At 72.2% G+C, this 19,609-nt stretch carries 19 protein-coding genes and 1 tRNA gene; 9 read left to right on the forward strand and 11 right to left on the reverse strand.

All coding sequences use genetic code 11. The features are described from left to right. Positions 1-16 precede the first annotated feature (16 nt). Entirely contained in the window at positions 17-814 is a 798-nt protein-coding gene (locus tag GA0111570_RS05625) for an HAD family hydrolase (RefSeq protein ID WP_092607601.1), read from the reverse strand. A gap of 10 nt (positions 815-824) precedes the next feature. Continuing rightward, the gene (gene serS / locus GA0111570_RS05630; protein WP_092607604.1) at positions 825-2,090 is read right to left on the reverse strand and encodes a serine--tRNA ligase; all 1,266 of its coding nucleotides are present in this window, start codon (positions 2,088-2,090) and stop codon (positions 825-827) included. Positions 2,091-2,138: 48 nt separating this feature from the next. On the opposite strand from serS, the gene GA0111570_RS05635 reads away from it, so the two are divergent. Then, positions 2,139-3,722, forward strand: coding sequence for a bifunctional phosphatase PAP2/diacylglycerol kinase family protein (locus GA0111570_RS05635; RefSeq protein ID WP_092607607.1), 1,584 nt, complete (start codon positions 2,139-2,141; stop codon positions 3,720-3,722). On the opposite strand, the gene pheA is transcribed toward GA0111570_RS05635, so the two are convergent. Next, entirely contained in the window at positions 3,719-4,648 is a 930-nt protein-coding gene (pheA, locus tag GA0111570_RS05640; RefSeq protein WP_092607610.1) for a prephenate dehydratase, read from the reverse strand. The two genes, GA0111570_RS05635 and pheA, sit on opposite strands and share 4 nt — an antisense overlap. Positions 4,649-4,687: 39 nt before the next feature. Here pheA and larB point away from each other — a divergent pair, with 39 nt between their 5' ends. Next, positions 4,688-5,359 (forward strand): nickel pincer cofactor biosynthesis protein LarB, encoded by a 672-nt coding sequence (gene larB / locus GA0111570_RS05645; protein ID WP_092608247.1) that lies wholly within the window; start codon positions 4,688-4,690, stop codon positions 5,357-5,359. Continuing rightward, on the forward strand, positions 5,356-6,657 hold the full coding sequence (larC, locus tag GA0111570_RS05650) for a nickel pincer cofactor biosynthesis protein LarC (protein WP_092607613.1): 1,302 nt from the start codon (positions 5,356-5,358) through the stop codon (positions 6,655-6,657). Before larB ends, larC begins: the two co-directional genes overlap by 4 nt. Here the strand turns inward: larC and GA0111570_RS05655 are convergent. Together GA0111570_RS05655 and aat are read right to left on the reverse strand one after the other, a co-directional pair. Further along, positions 6,617-8,227 (reverse strand): MptA/MptB family glycosyltransferase, encoded by a 1,611-nt coding sequence (locus GA0111570_RS05655; protein WP_092607616.1) that lies wholly within the window; start codon positions 8,225-8,227, stop codon positions 6,617-6,619. The genes larC and GA0111570_RS05655 overlap by 41 nt on opposite strands. Before the next feature lie 4 nt (positions 8,228-8,231). Next, positions 8,232-8,972 (reverse strand): leucyl/phenylalanyl-tRNA--protein transferase, encoded by a 741-nt coding sequence (gene aat, locus GA0111570_RS05660; RefSeq protein WP_092607619.1) that lies wholly within the window; start codon positions 8,970-8,972, stop codon positions 8,232-8,234. Positions 8,973-9,033: 61 nt separating this feature from the next. Here aat and GA0111570_RS05665 point away from each other — a divergent pair, with 61 nt between their 5' ends. Beyond that, positions 9,034-9,708, forward strand: coding sequence for an EcsC family protein (locus GA0111570_RS05665; protein ID WP_245703036.1), 675 nt, complete (start codon positions 9,034-9,036; stop codon positions 9,706-9,708). On the opposite strand, the gene GA0111570_RS05670 is transcribed toward GA0111570_RS05665, so the two are convergent. Further along, positions 9,709-10,995: an alpha-amylase family protein gene (locus tag GA0111570_RS05670; RefSeq protein WP_092607622.1), complete on the reverse strand. Its 1,287-nt coding sequence runs from the start codon at positions 10,993-10,995 to the stop codon at positions 9,709-9,711. A 260-nt stretch (positions 10,996-11,255) separates the two neighbouring features. Between GA0111570_RS05670 and GA0111570_RS05675 the strand changes: the two genes are divergently transcribed. Beyond that, complete coding sequence (locus tag GA0111570_RS05675) at positions 11,256-12,542, forward strand: citrate synthase (RefSeq protein ID WP_092607625.1); 1,287 nt, start codon at positions 11,256-11,258, stop codon at positions 12,540-12,542. A gap of 70 nt (positions 12,543-12,612) precedes the next feature. On the opposite strand, the gene GA0111570_RS05680 is transcribed toward GA0111570_RS05675, so the two are convergent. Continuing rightward, positions 12,613-14,298: a dihydroxyacetone kinase family protein gene (locus GA0111570_RS05680; RefSeq protein ID WP_092607628.1), complete on the reverse strand. Its 1,686-nt coding sequence runs from the start codon at positions 14,296-14,298 to the stop codon at positions 12,613-12,615. A gap of 19 nt (positions 14,299-14,317) precedes the next feature. Continuing rightward, positions 14,318-14,629 carry a hypothetical protein gene (locus tag GA0111570_RS17625; RefSeq protein WP_175557346.1) on the reverse strand — a complete coding sequence of 104 codons (312 nt, stop codon included), beginning with the start codon at positions 14,627-14,629 and terminating at the stop codon, positions 14,318-14,320. A 32-nt stretch (positions 14,630-14,661) separates the two neighbouring features. Between GA0111570_RS17625 and GA0111570_RS05690 the strand changes: the two genes are divergently transcribed. Then, positions 14,662-15,237, forward strand: coding sequence for a mismatch-specific DNA-glycosylase (locus GA0111570_RS05690; protein WP_092607634.1), 576 nt, complete (start codon positions 14,662-14,664; stop codon positions 15,235-15,237). On the opposite strand, the gene GA0111570_RS05695 is transcribed toward GA0111570_RS05690, so the two are convergent. The 3 genes from GA0111570_RS05695 to GA0111570_RS05705 all read right to left on the reverse strand — a co-directional run bounded on the left by GA0111570_RS05695 (position 15,219) and on the right by GA0111570_RS05705 (position 17,850). Then, positions 15,219-16,478, reverse strand: coding sequence for an MFS transporter (locus tag GA0111570_RS05695; protein WP_092607637.1), 1,260 nt, complete (start codon positions 16,476-16,478; stop codon positions 15,219-15,221). The genes GA0111570_RS05690 and GA0111570_RS05695 overlap by 19 nt on opposite strands. A gap of 23 nt (positions 16,479-16,501) precedes the next feature. Then, positions 16,502-16,575, reverse strand: a tRNA-Gly gene (locus GA0111570_RS05700). A gap of 78 nt (positions 16,576-16,653) precedes the next feature. After that, positions 16,654-17,850: an MFS transporter gene (locus GA0111570_RS05705; RefSeq protein ID WP_217634035.1), complete on the reverse strand. Its 1,197-nt coding sequence runs from the start codon at positions 17,848-17,850 to the stop codon at positions 16,654-16,656. Between the two features lie 233 nt (positions 17,851-18,083). Here GA0111570_RS05705 and GA0111570_RS05710 point away from each other — a divergent pair, with 233 nt between their 5' ends. The 3 genes from GA0111570_RS05710 to GA0111570_RS17630 all read left to right on the forward strand — a co-directional run bounded on the left by GA0111570_RS05710 (position 18,084) and on the right by GA0111570_RS17630 (position 19,600). Next, on the forward strand, positions 18,084-18,848 hold the full coding sequence (locus tag GA0111570_RS05710; RefSeq protein ID WP_425438610.1) for a pseudouridine synthase: 765 nt from the start codon (positions 18,084-18,086) through the stop codon (positions 18,846-18,848). A 34-nt stretch (positions 18,849-18,882) separates the two neighbouring features. Beyond that, entirely contained in the window at positions 18,883-19,356 is a 474-nt protein-coding gene (locus GA0111570_RS05715) for a tRNA (cytidine(34)-2'-O)-methyltransferase (protein WP_092607646.1), read from the forward strand. A gap of 73 nt (positions 19,357-19,429) precedes the next feature. Further along, entirely contained in the window at positions 19,430-19,600 is a 171-nt protein-coding gene (locus GA0111570_RS17630; RefSeq protein ID WP_175557347.1) for a hypothetical protein, read from the forward strand. Positions 19,601-19,609: the final 9 nt, after the last annotated feature.

Genomic DNA, 19,609 nt, shown 5'->3' on the forward strand with positions numbered 1-19,609 from the left:
TCAGAGCCGCTGGTGGTCAGGGCAGGTCGAACCAGCGCCGCAGTTCGGCCAGCGTGCCGCCGTCGTCGAACCTGCCGGTGACGTGGTCGGCGACCTGCTGGACCTCCTCGGGGGCATCGCCCATGGCGACCCCGCGCCCGGCCCAGCCCAGCATCTCGATGTCGTTGCGCCCGTCGCCGAGCGCCAGCACGTCGGCGGCGTCGATGCCGCGGCGGGCGCAGACGTCGGCCAGGGCCATCGCCTTGTGGATGCCCTCCGGCGCGATGTCGAGCCAGGCGCTCCAGCCGATGAAGTAGGAGACCCCGTGCAGACCGAGCCGCTCGGCCAGCTCGATGAACTCCTCCGGTGAGCTGCCCGGATCCCTGACGATGACACGGGTGACCGGCCGGGACGCGAGGTCGTCGAGGCCGACCACGTCCATCGTGCCGGTCAGGTCGCCGGGCGGGAACGGCCCGCTGAGCCGGTACCCGGTGCCGACCTCCTCCACGGCGATCAGGGCCTGCGGGGCGATCCGGGCGACCCGCTCGATCACGTCGGACGGGTCGAAGGTCACCATTCGCACCACCTGCGTGGGCGGGTAGCGTACGATCACCGCCCCGTTGGAGCAGACGAACGGCCCCTCGGGCAGCCCCAGGTGGTCGACGATCGCCTGGGTGTCGTGCCAGGACCGGCCGGTCGACAGTACGACGGGGGTGCCGTCGGCAGCGATCGCCCCGATCGCGCGGCGCAGCTCCTCCGGCATCACCGAGTCGTGGTCGACGATGGTGCCGTCGATGTCGAACGCCACCAGTCGTGGCTGCCAGGCCGCGCTCATCCTCCGGCGCTCAGCCCCGGGGGACCAGCATGTCGCGCCCGAGGTAGGGCCGCAGTGCCAGCGGCACGTGCACCGACCCGTCGGCCTGCTGGTGGTTCTCCAGCAGCATCACGATGATCCGGGTCACAGCGCAGAGCGTGCCGTTCAGCGTCGCGAGCGTCGAGGTGCCGTCCTCGAAGCGCCCCCGGATGTTGAGCCGGCGGGCCTGGAAGTCGGTGCAGTTCGACGTGGAGGTGACCTCGCGGTAGGCCTCCTGGGTCGGCAGCCAGGCCTCGCAGTCGAACTTGCGCGACGCGGACAGGCCCAGGTCCCCGGCCGCCACGTCGATCACCCGGAAGGGGATCTCCAGCGCCTCGAGGAACTCCCGCTCGAAGGCCAGCAGGCGGTGGTGCTCGGTCTCGGCGTCCTTCGGGTCGCAGTAGACGAACATCTCGACCTTGTCGAACCAGTGCACCCGGAAGATGCCGCGGGTGTCCTTGCCGTACGACCCGGCCTCGCGCCGGTAGGAGGGGCTGTAGCCGGCGTAGTGCTTCGGCAGGCCCTCGACGATCTCGTCCATGTGGTACGCGGCGAGCGGGACCTCGGCGGTCCCGACCAGGTACATGTCGTCACGCTCGAGCCGGTACACGTCGTCGGCGGCCTGGCCGAGGAAGCCGGTGCCCTCCATCGCGGCCGGCTTCACCAGTGCCGGCGGGATGATCGGGGTGAAGCCCCACTCCATCGCCTTGCGCATCGCGAGGTTGATCAGCGCCAGCTCGAGCTCGGCGCCCTGGCCGGTCAGGTAGTAGAACCGCGAGCCGGAGACCTTCGCGCCGCGCTCCATGTCGATCGCGCCGAGGATCTCGCCGAGCTCCAGGTGGTCCCGCGGGGTGAAGCCCTCTGCCTCGAAGTCGCGCGGGGTGCCGATCGCCTCGAGGACGACGTAGTCCTCCTCGCCACCGGCGGGGACGCCGTGCTGGATCACGTTGCCGATCGAGCGCAGCAGGTCGGTGAAGGCCGCGTCGGCCTCCTTGCTGGCGGCCTCGTGCTCCTTCACCTGGGTCGAGAGCAGCTTCGTACGCTCCAGCAGCTGGGTCCTCTCGTCACCCTTGGCCCGGCCCACCAGCTTGCCGAGCTCCTTCTGCTCGGCCCGCAGCGACTCGAACGCAGCGATCGCGGATCGGCGCTTCTCGTCCAGGACCAGCAGTTCATCGACGACCGCCTCGGACTCGCCACGCGACCTCTGGGAGGCTCGCACACGGTCAGGGTCCTGGCGGAGCAGCTTCGGATCAATCACGGTGCCAGCCTAGCGGCCCCCGGTCGCGAGGATGCCTACCATCAAGGCATGTCCACCGCAATGCCCACCGCCCGGCGCCCGCCGTCCGCCCGGCTCCGCCTCTGGCTGCCCCCGATCGCGCTGGTCGCGTACGCCGTGTGGACCGTGCTGGCCGTCGCCGGGGTGTTCGACGCGATGGACCGGGCGCTGGCGGCACCGCGGCTGGACCCCACCGGCTCGATCTTCCAGGTCCTCGCCGCCTGGGCGGTGGTGTTCGCCCCCCTGGTGATGTACGCCGGGATGCTGGTGCTGGCGTGGTGGGCGTGGCGTCGCCGGCTGCGGGAGCTGGGCACCGCCGTGGTCGTCGCCGCCGCGCTCTCCTGGGTCGGCACCACGGCGGCCAAGGTGCTGCTCGAGCTGCCCCGGCCCCCGCAGTCGCCGCACATCCTGATGGCCGGCGGCTGGGGCTACCACTCCGGCCACGTCGCCGCCGTGACCACCGCCGTCATCATGATCAGCGCCACCATGGCCACCACCCGGCAGACCCTGCAGCTGACCCGGGGCTGGTGGATCAGCGGGTCGCTGATGGTGCTGGTCGTCGCCGTCGACCGGTGGGCGCTCGGCGTGCACTGGATCTCCGACATCGTCGGCGGCGTGCTGTGGGGGATGACCGCCTCGTTCGTGGCGCTGCTGGTCTGCCGGGTCCACCTGCACAACGACCGGCAGGGCGCCCCCGAGGCCGAGCAGACCGAGCTGTTCCAGCCGCGGGCCGCGGTGATCTACAACCCGACCAAGGTCACCGACCTGCCGACGTTCGTCCGGCACGTCGAGTACGAGCTGGAGACGCGCGGCTGGCGCCGGGCGATCTGGCTGGAGACCACCCCCACCGATCCCGGCCGCGAGATGACCGCGATCGCCGTCCGCAAGCGGGTCGACCTGGTCATCGGCGCGGGCGGCGACGGGACGGTCCGGGTGATCGCCGGCGGGCTGGCCGGCACCGGCATCCCGTTCGCGGTCGTCGCGGCCGGCACCGGCAACCTGCTCGCGCGCAACATGGGCATCCCGCTGGACGAGGTGCGGGCCCTCGACGTGGCCTTCGACGGCGCCGACCGACGGATCGACCTGGTCCGGGTGGACGCCGACGACAATCCGCCGGAGTACTTCTGCGCGATGGCCGGGATCGGCATCGACGCGGCGATCGTGGCGGCCGACAACGACCTGAAGCGCGCGATCGGCAGCAGCGCGTACGTCGTCTCGGCGGCCCGGCACGCCAACCACGCCGCCCTGGACGCGGAGATCAGCGTCGACGGCGCCCCGCCGGTGCGGACCCGTGCCCACCTGGTCCTGTTCGGCAACGTCGGCCTGCTCCAGGGCGGCATCCAGCTGTTCCCGCACGCCCGGCCCGACGACGGGCGGGTCGACCTGCTGGTCGCCTCCCCGCGGACGATCCGGGACCTGGTCGAGGTGGTGGTGCGGGTGCTGGTCCGCCGTGACCGGGGCTATGACCGGATCAGCCGCACCTCCGGGCGCAGGGTGGAGATCAGCGTCGACCACCCGGACCGCTACGAGCTGGACGGTGACCCGCAGGGCACCTGCAGCCGGCTGGTGGCCGAGGTCGCCCCCGGCGCGCTGGTGTTGCGGGTCCCCGGCTAGCCGCCGTACCGCAGGCCCTGCAGCCAGGCCTGCGCCTCGGCGTACGCCTCGTTGGTCTGGCCCTCGTCCAGGATCGGGGCCTGGCGGTCGGCGCGCGGGTAGGACCCGAGGAAGGTGACCCGCGAGCAGACCCGGTGCAGGCCGGTCAGGGTCTCCTGCATCCGCGGGTCGTCGAGGTGTCCCTCGGCGTCGATCGAGAAGCAGTAGCTGCCCAGGGCCTGCTTGGTGGGCCGGGACTCGATCCGGGTCATGTTCACGCCGTGGCCGGCGATCTGCTCCAGGATCCCCAGCAGCGAGCCGGAGCGGTCGACCCGCATGTACGCGACCAGGGTGGTCTTGTCCGCGCCGGTCGCCGGTGGCGGCGGGGCGGGCGAGGTGACCACGACGAAGCGGGTCACCGCGTCCTCGTTGTCGGCGATGCCGTCGGCGAGGATCTCCAGGCCGTTCATCTCCCCCGCGATCCGGGCACAGATGGCGGCGTCGTGCGCCGAGTCGGGGTCGGACACCTCGACCGCGGCGCCGGCCGTGGACGGGCCCTCGGTGACCACCGCCCGGGGCAGGTGGCGGGCGACCCACAGCCGGGTCTGCGCGGCGGCGTGCGGGTGTGTCAGCACCGACCGGATGTCGGCGCGGACGGTGCCGGGTCGTACGCACAGCGCGAACTGCACCGGCAGCAGCACCTCGCGGCGGATCATCAGGGGCTGGGAGTCGTCGGCCAGGTAGTCCAGGGTCGCGCTGACCCCGCCCTCCAGGGAGTTCTCGATCGGCACGAACGCCGCGTCGATCTCGCCGGCGCGCACCGCGTCCAGGGCCGCGACGACCGACCGGAACGGCAGCAACCGGTCCTCCTCGCCCGCGATCAGCAGCAGGGCCTGGTGGGTGAAGGTCCCCGGCGGGCCGAAGTATCCGTACGAGAGAGAAGGCACCCCGCCAGCCTAACGGTGGCCTACAGTCGCGGTGTGGTGATGGAACATGACTGGGCCAACCTCGACCTGGACCGGGCCGCCCGGACCGGCGACCCTGAGGTCGTCTACGGCGCCGGCAAGACGCCCGAGCAGGTGCTGGCCCTGCTCCGCGGCCTCGGCGTGGCCCACCCGGACCGCGCGGTGCTCGCCACCCGGCTCGGCCCGCAGACCCAGCAGTTGCTCGCCACCGAACTGCCCGACGCCGACGTCGACCCGGTCGCCCGGACCGCGACGTACGGCCCCCTCCCCCGGCCGCACGGCAAGGTGGCGGTGATCGCCGCCGGTACCTCCGACCTGCCGGTGGCCGGCGAGGCCTCGGCGACCATACGCGCCTTCGGCGCCGGAGTGGAGCAGATCGTCGACGTCGGCGTGGCCGGGCTGCACCGGATCCTCGGCGCCCGGGAACGGTTCGCGGACGCCGACGCCCTGATCGTGATCGCCGGCATGGAGGGCGCGCTGCCCTCGGTGGTCGGCGGCCTGACCGGCGTCCCGCTGGTCGCGGTGCCGACCTCGGTCGGCTACGGCGCCAGCTTCGGCGGCCTGGCCGCGCTGCTCGGGATGCTCAACTCGTGCGCCCCCGGCGTCGTGGTGACCAACATCGACAACGGCTTCGGCGCCGGCGTACACGCCGCCCGGATCGCCCGGACGATCGGGAAGGCGACCGGACGATGAGCACCGCCCTGTGGATCGACGCCACCGCCGGCGTCGCCGGCGACATGCTGCTCGGCGCCCTGCTGGATGCCGGTGCCGACCTGGCGTACGTCCGGCGCTGCGTCGCCGCGGTGCACCCGGACGTCGACGTCGTCGTGTCCTCCACCACCCGCCACCGGCTCGCCGCGACGAAGGCGACGGTGGTCGACCGGACCACCGGTCACGCCGCCGACGAGCCGCACGAGCACGAGCACCCGCACGACCACGAGCACCCGCACGACCACGAGCACCACCATCACCACCAGCCGCACCGGCCCTGGCGCGAGGTCCGCGCGCTGCTCGCCGCGGCCGACCTACCCGACGCCGTCCGCGACCGCGCCCAGCGCACGTTCGAGGTGCTGGCCCGGGCCGAGGGACGGGTCCACGGGGTCGGCCCCGAGGACGTGGAGTTCCACGAGGTCGGCGCCCTGGACGCGATCGGCGACGTCGTCGGCTGCTGCGCCGCCCTGGTCTCGCTCGCCCCGGCGCGGGTGACCTGCTCCACCGTGACCGTCGGGTACGGCGAACAGGTGCTGGGGGCGCACGGCCGGGTCCCGATCCCGGGCCCGGCCGTGCTGAACATCGCCACTGCCGCCGAGGTCCCGATCACCGGTGGCCCGGTCGCGATGGAGACGGCGACCCCGACCGGGGTGGCCCTGGTCGCCGCCCTGGCCGACGGCTACGGCCCGCTGCCGACGATGACGGCCACCGCGAGTGGCCTGGGGGCGGGCACCCGCGATCCCGAGCGGGTGGCGAACGTCGTCCGGGTCGTCCTCGGGCGGGTCCGCGACGACCAGGCCCCGGTCCAGGTGCTGCTGGAGACCAACGTGGACGACCTCGACCCGCGGCTGTGGCCCGGGGTGCTGGCCGAGCTGATGGCGGCCGGTGCCGCCGACGCCTGGCTCACCCCGATCCTGATGAAGAAGGGACGCCCGGGCCACACCCTGGCGATCCTGTGCGACAGCGCCGACCGGGCGGCGATGGTCTCCATCGTCGCCGCCTCGACCACCGCCATCGGGGTCCGGGAGACCGCGGTGTCCAAGCACCTGGTGGACCGCGAACTGGTCATGGTGGAGGTCGAGGGGCACGCGGTCGCGGTGAAGGTCGCCCGGCGTGGCGGGCGGGTGGTGAACGTCCAGCCCGAGTTCCGCGACGTCGAGGCGTACGCCACGGCCGCCGGCCTGCCGCTGAAGCAGGCGATGGCGCGGGCGGTCGCCGCCGCGGACGGACTCTGGCTGGTCAGTGCCGGGCCCGCAGTGCCCGGTCCCGTACGCTCCTGACCCGGCCGAGCGCCGCGATCACCCGTGCCCGCGGGGTCGGCGCGGGGCCCTCGCGTTCGGCCACCCGGCGCAGGTGGTCGCGGTGCCACCACCAGGCGATCGAGCCGAGCACGAACAGCTGCATCCCCGGGGAGAAGGTGTCCCGGATCCGGGAGGCGAAGGCGTTCAGGCTCTCCCCGTAGTCCAGGCCGCGGCCGGGGATGTACGACAGCGACAGCAGCACCCCGCGCCAGGTGAACAGCCAGTCCAGCCGGGTCGCCCCGACCAGGGCCAGCGGCGCCCAGGCGATCAGGTCGTACCAGGACAGCGTGTAGAGCGAGGTGGTCAGCCAGCCGACCGACAGCAGCAGGGCGGTCCGGACCGCGATGGTGATCGGGTCCCGGTCCGGGGCCACACCGTGCGGCGTGCCGGCGACCGGATGCCAGGGCAGCACCCGGGACAGCATCGCGGCGACCAGCACGGTTCCGGCCAGCGAGAACACCGTCAGCACCGAGGTGGCCGTCGGCACCGACATGAAGTAGGTGAGCAGGGTGTAGAACGGCTGGGCCCACGAGCCGACCGACACGTACGAGGTGTTCCGCAGCGCGGCGAACAGCGCATCGGGGGCGAACAGCCCGTACAACAGCCCCATCGACAGGCCGGTGCCCACCAGCAGGCCGACCAGCTTGCGCGGCTGGCGCCGGTACCCCCACGCCATCGCCAGCCCGTACAGCCCGATGCTGAGCTTGCAGGCGCCGCCCAGCCCGATCAGCACGCCGGCGCCGACCGAGGTCCGCCGCATCAGCATCAGGCCGAGCATCGCGAACATCAGCGCCCAGCCCTCGTTGTGCGCCCCGGCGGTGATCGCCCAGACCAGCAACGGGTTGGCGATGGTCAGCAGCGCGCCGCGGCCCTTGAGCAGCTCGTCCCCGTGGGAGAGCCACACCACGACGGCGCTGGTGACCAGGAACGGGACGAACGCGAAGACCTGGAGCCAGAACGTGATGTCGTGCATGTTCTCGCCGCCGAGGTTGTTGGCCTGCAGCTGCACCCAGGTCATGATCGGGCCGTAGACGCTCGGGGTGTCCTGCCAGGGCCGTTCGGTCCAGCGCAGCACCGGGTCGTACTGGCTGCGGAACACGGTCGCCGGGGTGATGTCGTACGGGTCGATCCCGAGCTTCTGCAGTCGCCCGTACGCGGCGTACATCAGCACGTCCGCCGACGTCATCGGCGGGACCATCAGGGTGGCGAGGTTGAGCCCGACCCCGAAGGTGAACACCCGCCAGACCCGGGGATGCCAGCCGTCACGCAGCGCCCGCATCGCGATCGTCAGCCCCAGGCCGCCGATCACCACCGCACCGAACAGCACCCCGGAGACCACCCACTCGTTCGGGGTGGTGATGGTGCCGGCCGGCAGGTAGTACGGCGGCAGCAGCGTCCGGCGCGGTCCCAGCGTGAGGGTGACCGCCGACGGGCCGAGCGCCCCCACCGCCACGGTCAGCACGGTGGCCAGCAGGATCAGCCCCAGACCCAGCCGCGGGCTGGTCATCGGGGTCAGGCCTGCGGGGGGCAGCCACGACGTACGCTTCACCGCCCTAGGCTAACGGCAGGCACGAGGTCCGCCAGTCCGCGGGGAGCTCCCAGCGCGGCTGGGGCAGCTCCAGCGCCCGGTGCAGGCGGCGCAGGTAGGTCTCCCGGTGGATCTCCTCGACCCCGAGGGTGGCCAGGTGCTCGGTGCGCCACTGCACGTCGAGCAGGCGCCGGTGCACCGACCCGCCGGCGCGCAGCATCGCGACCAGGCCCATCAGTGCCACCTTGGACGCGTCCCGGCCGACCGCCGGGTCGTGGAACATCGACTCCCCGGCGAACAGGCCGCCGTACGCCACGCCGTAGAGGCCGCCGGCCAGGCGACCGTCGGCGGTCCAGGCCTCCACCGAGTGGGCCCGCCCGGCCCGGTGCAGCTCGGTGTACACCGCCACGATCGACTCGTCGATCCAACCGCCCTCGCGACCCGGGTCCCCGCAGGCCACCAGCACCCGGTCGAAGGCCCGGTCGACGGTGACCTCGAAGTGCCGGGCGCTCTTGCGCAGCGACCGCGGGACCCGCAGGTCGTCCAGCGGCAGTACCCCGCGCCACACCGGGGAGAACCAGCCGATCCACTCCGCCGGCGGCAGGACGTCGACCAGTTCCTCCGACAGCGGCATCGGGAACATCCCGTTGACGTACGCCCGCAGGACCAGCGGGGCGTCGAAGCCGACCGTCAGCCCGACCAAGTCCTCGTCGGGCCACTGGTCCGGGCCGGGCAGCGGCGACGGATCCAGGTAGCTGCGGGACATGAGGCCATTATGGGTGACTTCCCCGAGCGGGTGGGCCTCCGCCGCGACGTAGGCTGGCCGCATGGCAGACCAGCAGAACGGCGGGCGTGACGAGGTCACCCGGTCCTCCACCCGGATGAAGGCGGGAACGACCCTGCGGACGATCCTGGACCTGGCCATCGACGGGTCGAGCAACATGCCCGGCGCCAAGTCCGTGGCGGCCAAGCACCTGCAGAAGCATCCTCGGGTCGAGGAGGCGGTCGACTCGGTGATCACCGCGCACATCGCCCTGGCCTCCACCTCCGGCTTCCTCACCAACGTCGGCGGCCTGGTGGTCACGGCGATCACGCTGCCGGCCAACCTGATGGGGCTGGCCGTGCTCCAGGGCCGGATGGTCGCCTCGATCGCGCACCTGCGCGGCTACGACATCGACGACACCCGGGTCCGTACGGCCATCATGATGTGCATGATGGGTGCCGACGAGGTGTCCCGGCTGACCGCCAAGGGCAAGCTGCCCGGCTCCCCCCTGCTGGTAGCCACCGCCCCGATCGCCGACTCCCGGCTGAACGAGGTGGTCTCCGAGCAGGTCGTCTCCAGCCTGCTGACCATGCACGGCGGCAAGACCGTCGGGGTGATGGCGACCAAGCGCATCCCGGTGATCGGCGGCGGCATCGGCGCGGTGTTCGACGGCGTCGCGACCCGCCAGATCGGCAAATTCGCCAAGGCCGAGCTCGTCCAGCGCCGCGCCATCACCTGATCAGCGCTGCAGCACCGCCCACCCGTGGGCCTCGATCTCGAGCAGGTCGGACCCGCTCTGCGCGATCACGGTGCCCGAGGGCATCGGCCGGGACGTATCGTCCACGTTCAGCGCCACGTCGATCTCGTGGTGCGTGCCACCGGCCTCGCTGCTGCACGAGACCAGGATCGTCTCGTTGGTGACCGCTCCGACCTCGATCGCCGCCCGGACCAGCCAGGGGTGCCGGCGCCGTACGGCGAACAGCCGCTGGTACATCTCCAGGATCGGGGCGCCGAGCAGGGAGAGGTTCTCCGGGGCCGCGGGCAGCTGCGGCCGGACCTGGTCGTCGCCGCCCGCGCGCTCCTCCTTGGTGCCGGTGTAGCCCTGCTCGTCGCCGTAGTAGATCGAGGGCACGCCCGGTAGCAGGGCCAGCAGGACGACCGCGTGGCCCAGGTGCCGGTCGTCGGCCAGCCGGCTGCGGATCCGGGTCACGTCGTGGTTGCCGACGAAGGTCTGTGGGACGAACGTCCGGCAGAACTCCGCATGCCGCTCCAGGGCGTGCGCCAGCTCCCAGAAGTTGGTGTCGTTAAGCGAGGACCAGATCGCCTTCCACAACTCGTACTGGGTGACGCTGTGCATCCCGGAGTGCTGCACGAACTCGGGCAGGTCGCCGTGGATGACCTCCCCGACCAGCCAGGCCTCGGGGAAGTCCGCCCGGACCCGGGCGGTGATCGGCGCCCAGGCCTCGGCCCCCGGTGCGTACGCCGCGTCCAGCCGCCAGCCGTCGGCGCCGAGGCCGAGCCAGTGCTCCATCGCGCCGACCACGTAGTCCTGGACGAACGGCCGACCGAGGTCGAGCTCGGGCAGGTTCATGCTCCCCTCGAAGCAACGGACGTACCCGTCGGACCAGCGGACCCAGTCACCGTCCGGGGTGCCCGGCCCGGCCGCCTCGGCCCGCCGGACGATCTCGTTGCTGCGCCCGACATGGTTGAAGACGCCGTCGAGGACCACCCGGATCCCGCGCTCGTGCGCCTCGTGCAGCAGCCGGCGGAAGTCGTCCTCGTCGCCCAGCCGCGGATCGATCCGGAAGTGGTCGACCGTGTCGTAGCCGTGCGTCTCGGAGGCGAAGACCGGACCCAGCAGCAGGCCGTTGCAGCCGATCGACAACAGGTAGTCCAGCCAGCCGATGAGGTGGTCGAGCCGGTGGTGGACGGTGTCGACGGACGTCTGCTCGGCGCCCAGCGCGCCGAGCGGATAGGCGTGCCACCACAGGGAATAGTCGACCCACGCGGGCTGGCTCACGGTCATGCCCCCAGCCTAGCCACGTGAGCCCGGCCACAATATGGAACACGTGCGCGCGCCATGTTTGGCCCGACGGCAGAATGTGCGGTGATCGGACACCGAACGCCTCGAATCGTCTTTGCAGGCGTGTCGGTGCGCATCCAGTTGCCCGGAGATCCCACGAGGTTCGCCGGGCCCAGTATGCCGCCCACCGTTATCGGCCCCCGGCCGATGGCCGCTTTGCTAGGGTCACGGTGGGGCAGCAATGACTACAAGGGAGTACATGGATGACCACACCAGTCCTCAACACCGGTGACGGCACAGAGGTCGAGCTTCCGTTCGTCGAGGCCGTGAACGGCGACAACGGATACGACATCAGCAAGCTGCGGGCCGCAACCGGCAACGTGACGCTGGACGAGGCCTTCGGCAACACCGCCTCCTGCAGGTCCGAGATCACCTTCATCGACGGCGAGGAGGGCATCCTCCGCTACCGCGGCTACCCGATCGAGCAGCTGGCAGAGCAGTGCAGCTTCGTCGAGGTGATGTGGCTGGTCATCTACGGCGAACTGCCCACCAAGGAGCAGGTGGAGAAGTTCGAGGACGAACTGGTCCACAACATGTTCCTGGACGAGCGGATGCGCGACCTGTTCCGCTGCTTCCCCCGCCAGTCCCACCCGATGCCCGTGCTGTCCGCCGGCATCTGCGCGCTGTCGACCTTCAACCGCAACCACGTCGGCCTCGGCGCGGAGGACGTGGAGATCGCGACCCGCAAGCTGCTCGCCCAGGTCCCGACCCTGGCCGCGTACGCGTACAAGAACTCCAAGGGCCAGCCCTTCCTCTACCCGAAGTACGACCTCTCCTACGTCGAGAACTTCATCCGGCTCGCCTTCGGCACCCCGGCCGAGGGCTACCAGTTCGACGAGTCGATCACCCAGGGCCTGAACGCCCTGCTGGTGCTGCACGCCGACCACGAGCAGAACTGCTCCACCTCGACCGTACGCATGGTGGGCTCCTCGCAGGCCAACCTGTACGTCTCGGTGGCCTCCGGCGTGAACGCCCTGTCCGGCCCGCTGCACGGTGGCGCCAACCAGTCCGTGCTGGAGATGCTCGCCGCGATCCGCGACCAGGGCATCGATCCGAAGGACTACCTGGAGCAGGTCAAGGCCAAGAAGGCCGGCATCAAGCTGATGGGCTTCGGCCACCGGGTCTACAAGAACTTCGACCCGCGCGCCGCGATCATCAAGAAGTACGCCGACGAGATCCTCAGCAAGTCGCCGAACGGCGACAAGGAGCTGCTGAGCATCGCCAAGCGGCTCGAGGAGATCGCGCTGGAGGACGAGTACTTCGTCTCCCGCAAGCTCTACCCGAACGTCGACTTCTACTCCGGCCTGATCTACGAGGCCATGGGCTTCCCGGTCGAGATGTTCACCGTGCTGTTCGCGGTGGGCCGCCTGCCCGGCTGGATCGCCCAGTGGCGTGAGCACAACGCCGACCCGAAGGCCCGGATCTCGCGTCCGCGCCAGATCTACGTCGGCCACGACAAGCGCGACGTCGTCCCGATGGACCAGCGCTGACCCAGCACCAGACCGAAGGCCCCGGCCCCGCTTCCTGCGGTGCCGGGGCCTTCGTCGTACGTCGGGGTGCTCAGGCGTGCTGGTCGTGCGCCGCCTCGAGGTCGTACACCGCCTCCATCCAGCGGACCACCGCCACGGCTCCGGGGTCGGGGTAGCCCTGGCCGCGGGCGCCGAGGTAGCTGGCCCGGCCGCGCCGGGAGACGCCCTCGACCGTCGAGTCCGCCCCGCTGCGGGCGGCCGCCACGACGGCCTCCGGCCCCTGCGGCCAGGCCTCCATCGCCGGGGCCAGCGCATCGACCATGGTCCCGTCGCCCGGTTCGGCCGCCCCGAGAGTCGCGATCCCGTCGACCGCGGCGGTGAGCGCGTCCCCCCAGCCGCCGCCGTCGGCGATCGCCTCGGAGGCCCGCAACAGTCCCATCGCGTACAACGCGCCCGAGCTGCCGCCCACCTCGCGGCGGACGACCTCGGACAGGTGCCGCAGCAGGTAGCCGGCGTCGCCCTCGGCCGGGTCGGCGAGCCACCCGTACGCCCCGCGGGCCAGGGCCTGGCCCAGGTCGCCGTCACCGACCTGCCGGTCAAGCCGGGTCAGCTCGGTCTCGCTGTCGAGCAGGGCCTGGCAGGCCGCGTCGATCGCCGCCCGGACGTGCGGGTCCGGCTCGCCCGGCGCGTCCTCGCCGATCTCGTGCGGCGGTCCCTCGACCGTCGCCAGCTCCGGCGGCCCGGCGACGCCGCGGCCGGGCCAGGCGAGCACCGCGGTGGGGGCATCCAGTGCCTCGACCACCGAGTCGCCGTCCGCATCGTCCAGCGGCAGCAGGGTGACCGAGACGCCGGCCATGTCGAGGCTGGTCATCACCTCCCCGGCGTACAGGCGGACCAGCCGGATCCGACGGAGCGCGAGCTCGCGGGCCACCGCCCGGGCGGCGATCGCCAGCTCCATCTGCGGCGTGGCTCCGGAGCCGCCGACCAGGGCGACGACGCTGGCCCCGGCGCGGATGCCGTGCTCGGTGGCGATCCGGGAGATCAGGATGTGCACCAGCTTGTCGGCGGGGGCCTTGCGGATCCGCCGGACGCCCGGCTCGCCGTGGATACCGAGCCCGAGCTCGGCCTCGTCCTCGCCGAGTTCGAAGCTCGGGGCGGACGCGCCGGGGACGGTCAGGGCGGACAGGCCGAGGTTCATCGTGCCGATCCGGCCGACGACCGCCGACGCGGCGTCCCGGACCTCCTCCAGCGGGCGGCCCTGTTCGGCCAGCGCCCCGGCGACCTTCTCGACCAGCACGGTGCCGGCCAGGCCGCGACGGCCGGCGTTGTCCTCGCTCTCGGCCAGGGAGACGTCGTCGTTGACCAGCACGGTCTCGACCCGGTAGCCCTCGGCAATGGCCAGCTCGGCGCCGAGCTGGAAGTTCAGCCGGTCGCCGGTGTAGTTCTTCACCACCAGCAGGCAGCCGGCTGCGCCGGAGACCGCCCGGATGGCCGCGTGGACGGCATCGGGCCCGGGCGAGGAGAAGACGCCGCCGGTGACGGCGGCGGTGAGCATCCCGGCGCCGACGAAGCCGCCGTCCGAGGGTTCGTGACCGGCTCCACCGCCGGAGATCACGGCGACGGGGACGGCCGGATCCGAGGGGCCGTGGGCGAGTCTGTCGACGCGCACCACTGTCGTACGGTCCTCGAGAAGGCGCAGCCCGGGCTGCAACAGGACGAGGCCCTCAAGCGATTCCTGCACGACGTCGTGCGGGTCATTCACGAGCTTGCTGACCATGCCTCCCAGTCAAACACAATCATCGCGGGACGATGAGCCATTCGCCGCGCACCCGGCGGCTCAACCGGATCCGGTCGAAGGTCGCCACCGTCCCCACCGCCCGCTCGACGTGCGCCAGCACGGCCCGCGCCCGGACGTCCTCCTCGGCCCGACCGGTCGGATCGATGCTGAACCGGACCACCACCCAGGGCTGCCGGTCCTCCATCACCAGGTCCGGCTTGTCGAGGTGGGCGACCTCCCGGACCGCCCGGGCGGCCACGTCGATGACCGCCGAGGGCCGGTGCCCGGGGCGTACGTCGGTGACCTGGAGCGCGACGCGGTAGGAGGGCATGCCCAGCACCGTAGCCGGTCTATCGTGCACGGGTGAGCACCGCGCAGCCCGTACCCCACCAACCCGTACCCGACCTGCTGCCCGACGACCTGCGGCTGCTCTTCGTCGGGATCAACCCCGGCCTCTGGTCGGCGGCGACCGGGGCGCACTTCGCGCGGCCGGGCAACCGCTTCTGGCCCGCGCTCGCGCTGGCCGGGATCACCGAGCACCCGGTCGACTGCAAGGAGGGCATGAGTGAGGCCGACCGGCGCCATGTGGAGGGCCGCGGGGTCGGCATCACCAACTTCGTCAGCCGCGCCTCCGCCCGGGCCGACGAGCTCAGCACCCAGGAGATCCGCGACGGGGCCGTACGACTGCAGCGATTCGTCGCCGAGCACCACCCGCGGGTGGTCGCCATCGTCGGGCTGGGCGCCTACCGCACCGGCTTCCGCCGCCCCCGCGCGCGGGCCGGCCGGCAGCCCGAGCTCCTGGCCGGAGCGGAACTGTGGGTGCTGCCGAACCCGTCGGGCCTGAACGCGCACGAGACCGTGGCCAGCCTGGCCGAGGCGTACGGGGCCGCCGCCGACGCCGCGGGGATCGAGCGCCGGCCTCAGCGCGCGACGCGGTAGCGGACGAAGGCCGGTACCAGCAGCGCGGCCAGCACCACGCCGATGACCACCAGGGCCCCACCGCCGGTGGTCGCGACGACCGTTCCGACGACCGCCGCGGCCGCCCCGTGCAGCGTGTCGGCCATCCGGGGCCCGCCGGCCACCACGACGATGAAGATGCCCTGCAGCCGCCCGCGGACCTCGTCGCTGGCGGCCTCCTGCAGGATCGTCTGGCGGAAGGCCGCCGAGGCCATGTCCGCGGCGCCGCCGAGGGCGAGCATCGCCAGCGCGGGCAGCAGCAGTCCCTGCCAGACGAAGAGGCCGAAGCCGACCATGGCACCGCCCCACACGACGATGCACAGCACCACTGCCCGGCCCTGGCGCGAGACCCGGGAGATCCAGCCGGAGAGGATCCCGCCGAGCAGGGCTCCGGCCGGGATCGCGGCGAACAGCAGGGCAAACGCCAGGCCGCCCTCGCTGGGGCCGCCGAACGACTCGTGCGCCATCTGCGGGAACAGCGCCCGCGGCATCCCGAACATCATCGCGATCACGTCGACCAGGAACGACATCATCAGCACCGGCTGGGCGCGCAGGTAGCTGAACCCCTCGACCACCGACCGCAGCCCGGGCACGCCTGCTGGGGCGGAGGTCGGCGCGGAGGCCGGGGGCAGTGCCGGCAACCGGACCGCGGCCCACAGTGTCGCCAGCAGGAAGACGGTGTCGGCCAGGTACAGCCAGGAGAAGCCGAGCACCGGGATCAGCGCACCACCGACCAGCGGACCCGCGATCGCCCCGAACTGCATCACCGTCATGTTCAGCGAGTTCGCCGCCGGCAACTGCCCGCGCGGCAGCAGCCGGGGCAGGATGGACGTACGGGTGGGCTGGTTGATCGCGAAGAACGCCTGTTGGAGGGCGAAGATGGTCAGGATCAGCCAGACGTTGCCGACGTCCGTCGCCGCCTGCAGCCAGAACATCGCGGCGGTCAGGATCAGGCCGATGGTGGACAGCACCATCAGCAGGCGACGGTCCATGAAGTCGGCCAGTGCCCCGCCCCAGAGCCCGAACACCACCAGCGGGACCAGGCCGAACAGGCCGGTCAGGCCGACGTACGCCGAGTTGCCGGTGAGGGCGTAGAGCTGGGCCGGGACCGCCACCACGGTGAGCTGGGCGCCGATGACGGTGATGATGTTGGCGGTCCAGAGCCGCCGGAAGTGGGGATCGTGCAGGGGTCGGGTGTCCGCGAAGAGCGCGCGAACCCCCATGCCACCTCCGCCCCGGACAACAGTGGAGCGGGCGCAAGGACTCGAACCTTGTTCTCCACACAGGAAGTGTGGCGCCTCACCCATAGGCCTCACCCGCAGTGCACCCCGGAGGGTGCTGGCGCCACGTTACCCGTTGGGCGCCGCGACGCAAAGTCGGTGACCGTTCCCCGGTCGGCTAGGCCACCAGGACCCGGGTGCGGACGGCCAGCACGCCGGCGATGACCGCGGGCACCAGGAGCAGTGCGGCGCCGATGTTGAGGCCGCCGTAGCCGAGGAACGCCATCACCGGGCCGCCGATGATCGCCGCACCGGCCCCGACGTAGTTCATCAGCGCGTCGTTGGCGCCCTGCAGCGGCACCCGGACCTCGCCGGAGTCGACGCCGGCGAGCAGGGCGGAGGCCGAGATGATCGAGGCCGACCAGCCCAGGCCGAGCAGGACCAGGGCCACCATGGTCAGGGCGAGGTGGCCGTTGGCGGCGAGCAGGCCGGTCACGGTGGCCGCCAGCAGGACGACCAGGCCGATGCCGGCCACTCGGATCGCGCCGATCCGGTCGGCGAGCCAGCCGAAGACCGGGCTGAACGCGTACATGCCGAGGATGTGCAGGCTGATCACCAGCCCGACCATCTCCAGGCCGTGCCCGTGGCCGCGGACCTGGACCGGGGTCATCGACATCACCCCGACCATCACCCCGTGCGCGACCGCGGTGAGCAGGACGGCGAACCGTGCCGTCGGGTGGGCCATCGCCCAGCGCAGCGCGGCCAGGGCACTGATCCCGGACCGCCCCCTGCCGGTGGCCGCGGGGGTCGTGGTGGAGGGCGGCAGCAGCATCGCCACCAAGGAGGCGAGCAGGAACGCCACGATGCCGAACAGGTACGGGCCGGACAGGTCCGGAAGGCGCAGTGACTGCCCGAGCCGGCCGCCGGCCGTGGACAGGTTGGGGCCCACCACCGAGCCGATCGTGGTGGCCCAGAAGACCAGCGACATCAGGGTCGCCTTGCGTGGGCCCGCCGCGTACTCCGCGCCGGCGTAGCGGGTCTGCAGGTTGGTGGCCTGGGCGATGCCGAACAGCAGCAGCGCGACGAACAGCACCACGGCGGACTGGAGCACGGCACCGAGCACGACCGCCGCGGCACCGAGGGCGGCGAGCCGGTAGCCGGTCGCCAGCGCCGTACGCCGGCCACGGCGGGCTGCGAGTTGGGCGAGCGGGACGGCCGCGATCGCGGCCCCCAGCACCGACAGCGCCTGGCCGAAGCCGGACCAGGCAGTACCGGCGACCTGCTGGACGAGCAGGGCGCCGACGGCGATACCGGAGGCGACGCCGACTCCACCGAGGACGTTGGTCAGCATCAACAGGGCAATGGGGCGTTTCACCGGGGCATCCTCCCACGACCCAGGATACCCCCGGGGGGATCGTTCCATTCGGGGGCCGGCGCTGGCGGCGCACCGCCTACGCTGGGGCGGTGCCTCCTCGCTCCCCACTGCCCCGCCGCCACGGGCTGGAGGCCGCCTGGATCCGTACGCCCGATGCCGACAAGCCGGCGCCCTGGACGACGCTGGGCGACTTCCTCCGCGACCGGCTCTCCGACCAGGCCCCGGTGGCCGCGATGCTGGCGGCCGGCCGCTTCGTACGATCCGACGCCGACCCGATCACCGGCACCGAGCCGTACACCCCGCACACCTTCCTCTGGTTCCACCGCGACCTGCGCGAGGAGCCCGAGGTGCCGTTCGAGGTGAGGGTGCTGCACCGCGACGAGCGGATCGTGGTGGTCGACAAGCCGCACTTCCTGTCCTCGATCCCGCGCGGGCGCCACGTCACCCAGAGCGTCGTGGTCCGGATGCGCCGCGCCCTCGACCTGCCCGAGCTCTCCCCTGCGCATCGGCTGGACCGGCTCACCGCCGGCGTGCTGCTGCTGACCACCGAGCGGCGCTGGCGCGCGCCCTACCAGCAGGTGTTCGAGCACCGGCTGGCCCGCAAGACCTACACCGCCCTCGCCCCGGTCCGCCCCGGCCTGGTGCTGCCGGCCGAGGTCGCCAACCACCTGGCCAAGCGGCGCGGCGTCCTGCAGGCCGACGTGCTGCCCGACCGGGCCCCGAACACGCACACCCTGGTCGAACTGGTCGAGGTCCGCGGGCCGTACGGCCTCTACCGGCTCACCCCGACCACCGGCAAGACCCACCAGCTGCGCGTCCACCTGGACGGTCTCGGCATCCCGATCCTCGGCGATCCGCTCTACCCGGAGGTGCTCGACGTGGACGTCGACGACTTCTCCACCCCGTTGGAACTGGTCGCCCGGACGCTGTCGTTCCCGGACCCGTTCAGCGGCGAGGAACGGACCTTCTCCAGCGCGGTCGAGCACACCTGGCCGTGACCCGGGGCGCGCCCGCCGTGGCACACTGTCCGGCATGTCGTGTCCGGTCCGCATCCTGTTCCACTCCCCCCGCATCCCCCACAACACCGGGGCGACGATCCGCCTGGCGGCGATCACCGGGGCCCACCTGCACCTGGCCGGGCCGCTCGGCTTCTCGATGGACGACACCCACCTGAAGCGTGCCGGGCTGGACTACCACGACATGGCGAACGTCACCGTGCACGAGGACCTCGAGGCGGCGTACGCGGCGCTGCTGCCGGCCAGGGTCTTCGCCTTCACGTCGCACGCGACCGTACGGCACACCGACGTGGCGTACGAGGAGGGCGACGTGCTGCTGTTCGGCCCGGAGCCGACCGGCCTGGACCCCGAGGTGCTGGCCGACCCGCGCGTCACCGAGCAGATCCGCATCCCGATGCGACCGGAGAACCGCTCGCTCAACCTGTCGAACGCCACGGCCATCGCCACGTACGAGGCCTGGCGGCAGTTCGGGTTCCCCGGAGCCGTCTGAGGGTCGTACGGTCTGGAACGCCGACCGGAACGCCGGCGTACGACACCGATACCCCAGGGGGTACTCTCGTGGCATGAAGCTCTCCCCCTGCGCGATCTCGATCCCGCTGATGCTCGGCATCGTCGTCGGCGTCGTCGTCAACACCGTCGCGGGCATCGTGCTCGGGCTGGCGGTGCTGACGTGGAACCTGGTCCAGGCCCGCCGCGGGGGCGCCTGCACGACCTGCGCGTGGCCGCGCCGCTGACTCTTCGGC

The sequence above is a fragment of the Raineyella antarctica genome, from assembly GCF_900092135.1.
Taxonomy (GTDB): domain Bacteria; phylum Actinomycetota; class Actinomycetes; order Propionibacteriales; family Propionibacteriaceae; genus Raineyella; species Raineyella antarctica.